This window comes from Achromobacter sp. UBA5777 (assembly GCF_002418565.1).
In the GTDB taxonomy this organism is placed as follows: domain Bacteria; phylum Pseudomonadota; class Gammaproteobacteria; order Burkholderiales; family Burkholderiaceae_B; genus Achromobacter; species Achromobacter animicus.
This window is the reverse complement of record NZ_DIEJ01000060.1, coordinates 1-9,601: the sequence shown is the minus strand read 5'-3', so window position 1 is coordinate 9,601 and position 9,601 is coordinate 1. Positions and strand designations below refer to the sequence as shown.

The 9,601-nt window shown below is 65.9% G+C and carries 9 protein-coding genes; 1 reads left to right on the top strand and 8 read right to left on the bottom strand.

Annotated elements, in window-relative coordinates; genetic code table 11:
* Positions 1-130 precede the first annotated feature (130 nt).
* The 7 genes from B3446_RS04115 to B3446_RS04085 all read right to left on the bottom strand — a co-directional run bounded on the left by B3446_RS04115 (position 131) and on the right by B3446_RS04085 (position 6,346).
* Positions 131-769 carry a cytochrome c3 family protein gene (locus tag B3446_RS04115; RefSeq protein WP_291377398.1) on the bottom strand — a complete coding sequence of 213 codons (639 nt, stop codon included), beginning with the start codon at positions 767-769 and terminating at the stop codon, positions 131-133.
* A 16-nt stretch (positions 770-785) separates the two neighbouring features.
* The gene (locus B3446_RS04110; protein ID WP_175124122.1) at positions 786-1,262 is read right to left on the bottom strand and encodes a nitrate reductase cytochrome c-type subunit; all 477 of its coding nucleotides are present in this window, start codon (positions 1,260-1,262) and stop codon (positions 786-788) included.
* A 19-nt stretch (positions 1,263-1,281) separates the two neighbouring features.
* Positions 1,282-3,777: a periplasmic nitrate reductase subunit alpha gene (napA, locus tag B3446_RS04105; RefSeq protein WP_175138464.1), complete on the bottom strand. Its 2,496-nt coding sequence runs from the start codon at positions 3,775-3,777 to the stop codon at positions 1,282-1,284.
* Complete coding sequence (locus B3446_RS04100; protein WP_191577318.1) at positions 3,761-4,102, bottom strand: chaperone NapD; 342 nt, start codon at positions 4,100-4,102, stop codon at positions 3,761-3,763. The genes napA and B3446_RS04100 overlap by 17 nt, the downstream gene beginning before the upstream one ends.
* Entirely contained in the window at positions 4,102-4,260 is a 159-nt protein-coding gene (gene napE / locus B3446_RS04095; protein ID WP_056569899.1) for a periplasmic nitrate reductase, NapE protein, read from the bottom strand. The genes B3446_RS04100 and napE overlap by 1 nt, the downstream gene beginning before the upstream one ends.
* A 200-nt stretch (positions 4,261-4,460) precedes the next feature.
* Entirely contained in the window at positions 4,461-5,351 is an 891-nt protein-coding gene (locus B3446_RS04090) for a 3-keto-5-aminohexanoate cleavage protein (RefSeq protein WP_291377397.1), read from the bottom strand.
* A 32-nt stretch (positions 5,352-5,383) separates the two neighbouring features.
* Complete coding sequence (locus tag B3446_RS04085) at positions 5,384-6,346, bottom strand: 3-hydroxyacyl-CoA dehydrogenase family protein (RefSeq protein WP_191577320.1); 963 nt, start codon at positions 6,344-6,346, stop codon at positions 5,384-5,386.
* A gap of 121 nt (positions 6,347-6,467) precedes the next feature.
* On the opposite strand from B3446_RS04085, the gene B3446_RS04080 reads away from it, so the two are divergent.
* On the top strand, positions 6,468-7,379 hold the full coding sequence (locus tag B3446_RS04080; RefSeq protein ID WP_291377396.1) for a LysR family transcriptional regulator: 912 nt from the start codon (positions 6,468-6,470) through the stop codon (positions 7,377-7,379).
* A gap of 85 nt (positions 7,380-7,464) precedes the next feature.
* On the opposite strand, the gene B3446_RS04075 is transcribed toward B3446_RS04080, so the two are convergent.
* On the bottom strand, positions 7,465-9,600 hold the full coding sequence (locus B3446_RS04075; RefSeq protein WP_291377395.1) for a TonB-dependent receptor: 2,136 nt from the start codon (positions 9,598-9,600) through the stop codon (positions 7,465-7,467).
* Position 9,601: the final 1 nt, after the last annotated feature.

The following is a 9,601-nucleotide window of genomic DNA, read 5'->3' as shown; positions in this document are numbered from 1 at the left end:
GCTGGTCTTGCCGCTGCCGTTGGTTCCCTGCACGTTCAACAGTTGTCCGGCGTGCAGGTCAAAATCCAGCGCACCGGGGCCGCCGCGCCGGCTGACCAGCCCACGCGCGCTCAGCACCGGCAGCGGCGCGTCAGCGGGCCGCATTGGCCACCTCGTTGGACGCCCTGGCCGGCGGCGTCGCTTCGGAGGTCTGGCCAGGCGGAATGTGCGGCAGCGTGTGGGCGATGCCCTTGTGGCAGTCGATGCAGGTCTTGGACCGGTCCGCGAGATAGGTCGAGTGCATGTTCTGCGCCCGCACGCTTTGGCGGGTGAAGTCCATGTATTCGTAGTTGTGGCAGTTGCGGCATTCCAGCGAGTCGTTCGCCTTGAAGCGCGCCCACTCGTGCTGCGCCAGTTCCAGCCGCTTGTCGACGAACTTCTCGCGCGTGTCGATGGTGCCGAAGATCTTGCCCCAGACCTCCTTGGACGCCTGCATCTTGCGGGCGATCTTGTCGGTCCAGTTGTGCGGAACGTGGCAGTCCGAGCACAGCGCCCGCACGCCGGAACGATTGGTGAAGTGGATCGTGCCCTTCAGCTCCGAGTACACGTTGTCGCGCATTTCATGGCAGCCGGTGCAGAACTTCTCGGTGTTCGTCAGCTCCATGGCGGTGTTGAACGCGCCCCAGAACAGGATGCCGCCGACGAACCCGCCCACCGTCAGAAAGCCCAGGCTGAAGTGCACGCTGGGCCGGCGGATGATGTTCCAGTAACGCTTGATGAGCTTGACCATGACGGGCTCCTGTCCCTTACTTCTTTTCGGGCGCCGGAGCAGACAGGCGCTTGAGGATCACGTCGATGTCCTGGAAATTGTTCGGGACCAGCGGCTTGGCCTCCGTTTGCGGCACGTGGCATTGCAGACAGAAGTACCGGCGCGGGGACACTTCGGCCAGCACGTTGCTGTCGCGGTCCATGTAGTGCGTCACGCTCAGCGGCACCGCCTGCGTTTGCTCGGTGTTGACCCGCGCGTGACAGGCCAGGCAGCGGTTGAAGTTCTTGTCGATCTGGTAGCCGTCAATCTTGTGCGGAATGGTGGGCGGCTGCATCGAGTACGTGCGCATGCGCCGCACGTCGCGGTTCTCGACCGGGGGCATCAGCGGCGGCGTTGCCGACTCGGTCAGGGGCGTCGGGCCTCGCATGGGATCGATCATCGGATCGGTCGGCGCGGCCCAGGCGTTGGCGCCGATCAGAAAGACCAGGGCGATCGAAGTGGCGCGAATGTTCATGAGCGTCTCCGTCGGGCCGTCAAGCCTTGGTGATCTTGACCGCGCACTTCTTGAAGTCGGTCTGGAACGAGATCGGATCGGTGGCGTCGAGCGTGACCTTGTTGATCAGTTGGCCGGCATCGAACCAGGGCACGAACACCAGCCCGCGCGGCGGCTTGTTGCGTCCGCGCGTTTCCAGCCGGGTCTGCATCTTGCCGCGGCGCGACGCAATCTCGACCAGTACGCCGCGCCGCAGGCCCATGGCCTGCGCGTCGTCCGGGTGCATGAAGCAGACCGCATCGGGAAAGGCGCGGTACAGCTCGGGCACGCGCCGCGTCATCGACCCCGAATGCCAATGCTCCAGCACGCGGCCGGTCGACAGCCAGAAGGGGTATTCCTCGTCCGGCACCTCGGGAGGCGGCTCATAGGGCAGGGCATAGATATTGGCCTTGCCGTCGGGGTTGCCATAGAAGTTGAAGCCGGAGCCCACCTTCACGTACGGATCCGCCTTCTCGCGATAGCGCCAGCGCGTCTCGACCCCGTCGACCACGGGCCAGCGCAGGCCGCGCACCTGGTGATAGGTGTCAAAGGGCGCAAGATCATGGCCATGGCCGCGGCCGAATTCCGCATATTCCTCGAACAGCCCCTTCTGCACGTAGAAGCCGAACGCCTTGGCCTCGTCGTTCGCGTATTCCGGATCCAGTTCCGTGTTCGGAAACTTGTTGACCTTGCCGTTTTCGTACAGCACCTGAAAGAGCGTCTTGCCCCGCAGCTCGGGCTTCTTGGCCAGCAGGTCCGCCGGCCAGACTTCGTCCGTGGTGAAGCGCTTGGAGAATTCCATCAACTGCCACAGGTCCGACCGCGCGCCGCTGGGCGCGTTGACCAACTGGTGCCAGAACTGCGTGCGGCGCTCGGCGTTGCCGTAGGCGCCTTCCTTTTCCACCCACATTGCGGTGGGCAGCACCAGGTCGGCCGAGATCGTGGTCACCGTCGGGTACGCGTCGGACACCACGATGAAATTGGCCGGATTGCGGTAGCCGGGATAGCCCTCGTTCAACATGTTGGCTGCGGCCTGCATGTTGTTGTTGACCATCACCCAGTAAGCGTTGATGGTGCCGTCTTTCAGCATGCGGTTCTGCAAGACCGCGTGCGCGCCCACCTTTTCGGGGATGGTGCCGTCCGGCAGCCCCCAGACCTCTTCGGCGCGCGCCCGGTGCTTCGGGTTGGTCACGACCAGGTCCGCGGGCAGGCGATGCGAGAACGTGCCCACTTCCCGCGCGGTGCCGCAGGCGGACGGCTGGCCCGTCAAAGAGAACGGGCTGTTGCCCGGCGTGGAAATCTTGCCGGTCAGCAGATGGATGTTGTAGACCAGATTGTTCGCCCACACGCCGCGCGTGTGCTGGTTGAAACCCATGGTCCAGAACGACATGACGCGGATCTTCGGATCGGCGTACAGCTCGGCCAGCGCTTCCAGATTCCGCTTTGGCACGCCCGTCAGCTTGGCGGTGTAGTCCAGGTCGTACTTGGAGACGAACTTCGCGTATTCGTCGTAAGTGATCGGGCGCGAGCCGCCGGCGTTGTTGGCGTTCTTGGCGGCCTTCTGCAGCGGGTGTTCGGGACGCAGGCCGTAGCCGATGTCGGTATTGCCTTCCAGGAACCGGGTGTGTTCGTCGATGAATTCCCGGTTGACGCGCTTGGTCTTGATGATGTGGTTGGCGATGTAGTTCAGGATCGCCAGGTCGGTTTGCGGCGTGAAGGTCAACGAGATGTCGGCCAGTTCATACGACCGGTTCTCGAATGTGGACAACACCACCACCTTGGTATTGGGCTTGCTCAGCCGCCTGTCGGTCACCCGCGTCCACAGGATGGGGTGCATTTCCGCCATGTTCGCGCCCCACAGCACGAAGGCGTCGGCGTTTTCGATGTCGTCGTAGCAGCCCATGGGCTCGTCGGCGCCAAAGGTGCGGATGAAGCCCACCGCCGCCGACGCCATGCAGTGGCGCGCGTTCGGATCGAGGTTGTTGGTCCGAAACCCCGCCTTCATCAGCTTGAGCGCCGCGTAGCCTTCCCAGATGGTCCACTGGCCCGAGCCGAACATGCCGACGGCTTCCGGGCCCTTGTCTTTGAGCACGCGCTTGAACTGTTCGGCCATGACGTCGAACGCCTGGTCCCAGGACACCGGCGCCAGCTCGCCATCCTTGGCGTACTTGCCGTCCTTCATGCGCAGCAGCGGCGTCGTGAGCCGGTCGTTGCCGTACATGATCTTGGACAGGAAATAGCCCTTGACGCAGTTCAGCCCGCGGTTGACCTCGGCGTTGAAATCGCCGTGCGTCGCCACGACCTGGTTGTCCTTCACCGCGACGTTCACGCCGCAGCCGGTTCCGCAGAACCTACAGGGCGCCTTGGACCACTTCAGCTTGGCGGCTTCCGACTCTGTCACGATGTTCTGCGTGTAGCCCACGATGGGGATGCCGGCTACCGTGGCGGCAGCGGCGGCGGCAGATTGCTTGATGAACTCTCTACGAGCCATGGACATCGTCAATCTCCTCATTCATCGCGGCAAGCGTGTCGGAATGCTGATAGACCAGCGCCGACGCCAGCACGCCGTCCAGCCGCTGGATCTGCGCGATCTGCGCAAGCATGTCTTCGGTAGAGGGGGCTTCCAGGGTGACGACCAGCTTGCCGGTCTCGGAAGCGCCGTGGATTTCCGCGCCGCCGATCGCGAGGATCGCGCCGCGCACGTCCGCCAGCCGGCGTGGGGCGGCATGCACCACCATGCTGGCGATGTGCAGCTCGGGCGCCGCGCTACAGGGCGCGGGCGCGGGCTGACTGGGGGGAAAAGGGGGGCGGAGGCTTTGCATCAGCTTCCCGGGGGGCCTGCGAACATCTGGTAGATCCAGACCGCAAAACCGTACCCGGCCACGATGATCACTGCCAACACCGGGGCCATGACTGCCGTCAGGAATAGGAAACTTCGCAGTTCCTGGGCTTTTGTGTAGCCATCGGATTCGTCTTGCACACACCACCTCGCAGCAGAAACTTGTGGGGGTATTGCGTTAAACGTACAGATGCGAAAGTTTGTAGCAGATGAGCTTGCGCGGCGTCAATGTTGCAACACAGCGAAATAATCGAGGGGGAGTATTACGGAAGGGGGCGGAAGTGACCAGGCAACGCGGATTCGTTGTGGGTACGGGCCCCGCAGCAGGGCCCGCATCCGCATCAACCGATCGCGCCGTAGATGCGCCGCGCGTCCGCCGCCGTCGCCAGTGGCCGGCCCAGCGCCCGCGCGCCTTGGGCGGCTTGTGCGACCAGCGCCGCGTTGTCCGGCGCCAACGATCCGTCGCGCAGCTTCAGATTGTTTTCAAACCCGACTCGCATATGACCGCCAAAGGCCGCTGCAGTCGTGACGCAGGCGTTCTCCTCGGGACCGAAGGCGCAGATCGCCCAGGGCAACGAATGGTCGTAAGCCGCCAGGAACGGCAGCAGGTCGTAGGCCGACGACGTCTGTCCCGCGCTGTAGCGGCCCAGCACGAACAGCACCGACCACGCGCCCGGCGGCACCAGGCCGCGCGCGCGCAGCGACAGCCAGCGGCGCACGTCCGCCTCGTCGTACAGGATGATCTGCGTCATGACGCGTCGGTCGGCGAGCCACGTCAGGAAGGCGGCCAGCTCCGCTTCCGGAATGCCGGGCACGGCGATTTCGCGCAGACCGATGGAGACGGCTTCGGGCTGCAATTCGCGCACCATCGCGATCTGTTCGGCTGCCTGATAGACACCCGCCGCCTCGCTGGTCACCTGTACGAGCAGCTCGTCGCCGACGGCGCGCTGCACCGCCGCGATCGCGTCGCGATAGGCCTGCGCATCCAGCAGATGACTGCCGTCGGGCTTGCGCACATGCATGTGCATCATCGCGGCGCCGGCGTCCAGGCATGCCCGGGCCTCGGCGGCCAGCGCGTCTGCGGTCAGCGGCACAGCGGGGTGGTCGGCGGCTTTCTTGTAGGCGCCGTTGGGCGCGACGGTGATGATGACGGGCGAGTCGGCCAGCGCGGCGCGGGGGAGAGCGGGCGGCACGAAGGCGGCCGGCGTGGCGCCGGAGATGGAGGCGGACATGGATGTGGACACGGGGGTTGAGGCAGGCGAGTTCAAGGCTTGATCTCCGGCAGTTCGGGAGCGATCAAGTCCAGGCCGGCGCGCAGCAGCCGGTCGTAGCGGGCGCGCTCCGCGGCAATGGTCTCGGGCGTCCAGGCATAAAAACCTTCACCTGCCTTCATGCCATGCCGGCCGTCGGCGGCGCGTTCAGTCAGACAGCGCGCCGGGTGGTCGGCGTTGCAGAACGTCGGGTACATCGTCGCGCCGGCTGCCGCGTGCACGTCGATGCCCGCGTGATCGCGCTGCATCACGGGACCCGCCGCCAGGAACCGGAATCCAAATCCGAACCGCACAGCGGCGTCCACGTCCTCGGGCGACGCGATACCGCGGTCGATGAGGTCGAAGGCTTCGCGCGAGAGCGCGTGCTGCAGGCGGTTCGCCAGAAAGCCCGGCAGATCCTGCTTCACCTTCACCGGCACGCTGCCGCAGCGCCGCATGAAGTCGATCAGCGAATCCGCGCAGGCCTCGTCGCTGGCCTCGCCCAGCACCACTTCCACGAGCGGCACCAGATGCGCCGGCATGAAGAAGTGCAGGCCCAGCATGCGGCCGCGGGTGTCCAGCCCCTGGCTGATCGCGCTGATCGGGAAACTGGAACTGTTGCTGGCCAGGATGGCATCGGGCCGCGTGCGCCGCGCCAGGTCCGCAAAGAGCGCCTGCTTGATGTCGAGGCGCTCGGGAATGCACTCGATCACCAGATCCACCGTGGACCAGTCCACCTCGTCCAGCGACGGCGCGGTGGCCAGAAGGGCTGCGTTTGCCTCGCGCCCGATGGTCTTCAGGTTTTCCGCCACGCGCGCCGGCAGACCGGCCGCGCGCTCGGCATTCGATTCGATCACCGTCGTGCGGCACGCCGCGCGCGTCAACACGACGGCGACATCCGCACCCATCGTGCCGCCGCCCACCACCACCGCATGCGCCGCGCCCGGATTGGGCAGCGCTTTCGTGTCTTTCTGCATGCTGTTCTCCTGATTCTGAAATCACGCTTTGGCGCGAGTGTAGAGAAGGGCGGTTGATTGATGAATCAGAATTTTTGAATAGAATGATCGGTCAATCAGATCAATAGGGCGGGGACAAATCATGCAGATCAACCTGTCGATGCGGGACATCGACACCACGCTGGTGCTGGGCCGCACGCTCAACTTCCGCCAGGCCGCGGGACAGTTGCATCTGTCGCAATCCGCGCTGTCCACGCAGATCCAGCGCATCGAGGACGCGCTCGGCGTGCGCCTGTTTGACCGCACCACGCGCACGGTACGCCTGACGGCGGCGGGCGAGGTTTTCCTGCAACAGGCCGCGACCCTGCAGGCGGCATTCCGCGACGCCATCGCCGCAGTCGGCAGCATCTCCAGCGCGGAACAGGGACAGGTGTCGGTGGCGGCGCTGCCATCGCTCGCAGCGCGGCTGCTGCCGCGCGTGCTGATGACGTACCGCCAGGCGCACCCGCACGTCGCACTAAAGGTCCGCGACACGCTCTCCGGTCCGGCCTTCGACCTGGTGCGCGCGGGAGAGGTGGACTTTGCGCTGACCGCCGCCGACCCGCAGCATGCCGATCTGCACTACGTGCCGCTGATGTCCGACAGCTTCATCCTGCTGATCCCGGTGGCCCATCCGCTGGCGCGGGCGAAAGGCCCGCTGCGCTGGGCCGATACCGCCGACGCGGAACACGTGTCCATGGTGCATCCGAGCAGCGTGCGTCAGTACACGGAATGGGCCTTTCTGCAGAACCGCATCCGCTTCGCACCCGCATTCGAAGCCGAGCACCTGACCACCATCGTGGCGATGGTCGAATGCGGCTTCGGCGTCGCAGCGTTGCCGGAGATCGCCGCTGGCGCGGTGGCGCAGACCGGCATCGTGCAGCGGCGGCTGACGGCGCCGGTGGCCGAGCGCTCCATTGGGCTGGTGACGGCGCGCAACCGGAGTTTGTCGCCGGCTGCGGTGGCGCTGGTGCAGACGTTGAGGGAATACGTGGCGGCGCAGGCGCGGCAATAAAAAAGCCGGCCTCATGGCTGAGGCCGGCCCTGCCGCATGAGCGCGATTCGCGGCGTCGGCCGTGAACCGCTGCAGGCCGGTTGGATCAGAAGTCGATCTGCGCCGACAACAAGAACGTGCGCGGCGCCGCGACCGTCGCGTACGAGCCGCTGGCCAGCCAGAAGTCCTTGTTGAACAGGTTCTCGATGTTTGCGCGTAACACCACGGAGCGGCCCAGGATCTCGGTGTTGTAACGCGCGCCGATGTCGTAGCGCGTCCACGAGGGCAGGGTCAGCGTGTTGGCCGCGTTGAAGTACATCGACGACGTGTGGATCACGCGGGCGTTCAGGCTCAGGCCGCGGACCCACGGCGTGTCCCAATCCACCCCCAGGTTGAAGGTGTTCTTCGGCACGCCGTTGGCGTCGTTGCCGTCGTTCACGCCGCCTGCGGTTTGCTTGAGCGTGGCGTCGTAGAACGTGGCGCTGGCCATCATGCGAAGGCCCGGCATCGCTTCGCCGAAGGCGGCCAGTTCCAGGCCGCGGTTGCGCTGTTCGCCGTCGAAGCTGTAGATGCGCGTGTCGGGATCGGTCATCGAGTTCGGGCGCGTGATCTGGAACACCGAGGCGCTGGTGATGATCTTGCCCCAGTCGACCTTGACGCCCGCTTCATATTGCTTGGACTTGTACGGCGCGAAGACCTGGCCGGCGTTGGCCGCGGTAGCGGGCGCGATGCCGCCGCGCGTCAGGCCGGACGTGAAGTTGCCGTACAGCGAGACGTTGGAGATCGGCTTGAACACGATGCCTGCGACCGGCGAGATCGCGCTTTCGTCGTACGACCCGGTGCGCGCGCCGGTGGCGGTCGAGTAGTTGTCGAGCACGACGCGCTGGTTGCGCATGCCGCCGGTGATCAGCAGGGTGTCGCCGGCGAAGGACAAGGTGTCGGTCAGCGTGTAGCTGGTCAGCTCGGTCTTGGATGCCTTTTGCGGCGCGCCGCGGTCGGCGGTGACAGGCGGTAGCGGGGCGGGCCGGAAGATGCTGGACGGCACGCCAGGACCGGAGGACGTGACGTAGGCGTTGCCGGACTCCTGGTCCAGGCGCGTGGCCGACAGGTTCACGGTGTGGCCGATGCCCCAGGTGTCAAAGCGGGCGCGCAGGCCGATGTCGCCCGTCCACGTGCGCGAGTACGAATCGTAATAGGCGTTGGACACCGTGAAATTGCCCTGCGCGTCTGCGGGCCCCGACGGGAAGGTCTGCTCGGCGGTGCCGTAGCGGTAGCCGGTAGCGCCGTAGACCATCAGGTGGTCATTGATGTCGTACTCGAGGCGGGTGGCTACGGTCGAATCGTTTAGCGTGAGCTCGGTGCCGGGGTAGAAATTGCGGTGGCCCGAGGGCGGCGAGGGCAGCGACGTCACATTCGACTGAAAGCCGATCTGCGGACGAAAGTTGTCGATGTTCTCGTGCTGGGTGTAGGCGTCCAGCGACCAGCGCAGCTTGGTGCCGCGGTAGTCCAGCGCCAGCGCGCCCACGCCTTGTTCCTGCCTGCCGTCGTCGATGTTGGTGTCGCCGTTGCTGTAGACGCCGTTGACGCGGATGCCCCATTCGTTGTTGTCGCCAAAGCGCCGGCCCATGTCGAGCTGGCCGCCCAGTTGCGACTTGCTTTGGTAGGTGGTGGTCAGGCGCGTCAGGGGCTCGTCACCCGCGCGCTTGGTGACGATGTTGATGCCGCCGCCGATGCTGCCGTTGGGGCCGATGCCGTTCATCAGCGTGCCGGGGCCTTTCAGGACTTCGACGCGCTCCATCATGGCGGCGGGCATGCGGCTGGCCGATGCCAGGCCGTACAGGCCGTTCAGGCCGACGTCGCCTGCGGCCACGGAGTAGCCGCGGATCTGGAACTCGTCGGAAAAGCCGCCGCTGGACGTGGTGGTGCGCACCGAGGATTCGCTGATGACGATGTCGGCCAGCGTGCGCGCCTGCTGGTTTTCGATCATCTGCGCGGTGTAGTTGGTGGTGCTGAACGGCACGTCCATGACGTCGCCGGTGCCCAGTACGCCCAGGCCGCCGCCGCGCGCCACCTGACCGCCCGCGAAGGGCGCGGGCAGGTTGGGGTCGGCGGCGGAAGCGGTGACCGTCACGGCGGGCAGGTTCGTGGTGGCGATGCCCGCGTTGGCGGGGCGGTCCAGCACGTAGCTGCCGTTCGACTGCGGCAGCACGCGGATGCCGGTGCCGGCGAGCAGGGCGTCCAGT

Bases quoted from the DNA above. Each gene is read 5' to 3' on its own strand.
- B3446_RS04085 (WP_191577320.1), bottom strand. From the start codon at position 6,346: ATGCAGAAAGACACGAAAGCGCTGCCCAATCCGGGCGCGGCGCATGCG.
- B3446_RS04100 (WP_191577318.1), bottom strand. From the start codon at position 4,102: ATGCAAAGCCTCCGCCCCCCTTTTCCCCCCAGTCAGCCCGCGCCCGCG.
- B3446_RS04115 (WP_291377398.1), bottom strand. From the start codon at position 769: ATGGTCAAGCTCATCAAGCGTTACTGGAACATCATCCGCCGGCCCAGC.
- B3446_RS04080 (WP_291377396.1), top strand. From the start codon at position 6,468: ATGCAGATCAACCTGTCGATGCGGGACATCGACACCACGCTGGTGCTG.
- B3446_RS04090 (WP_291377397.1), bottom strand. From the start codon at position 5,351: ATGTCCGCCTCCATCTCCGGCGCCACGCCGGCCGCCTTCGTGCCGCCC.
- B3446_RS04110 (WP_175124122.1), bottom strand. From the start codon at position 1,262: ATGAACATTCGCGCCACTTCGATCGCCCTGGTCTTTCTGATCGGCGCC.
- napA (WP_175138464.1), bottom strand. From the start codon at position 3,777: ATGTCCATGGCTCGTAGAGAGTTCATCAAGCAATCTGCCGCCGCCGCT.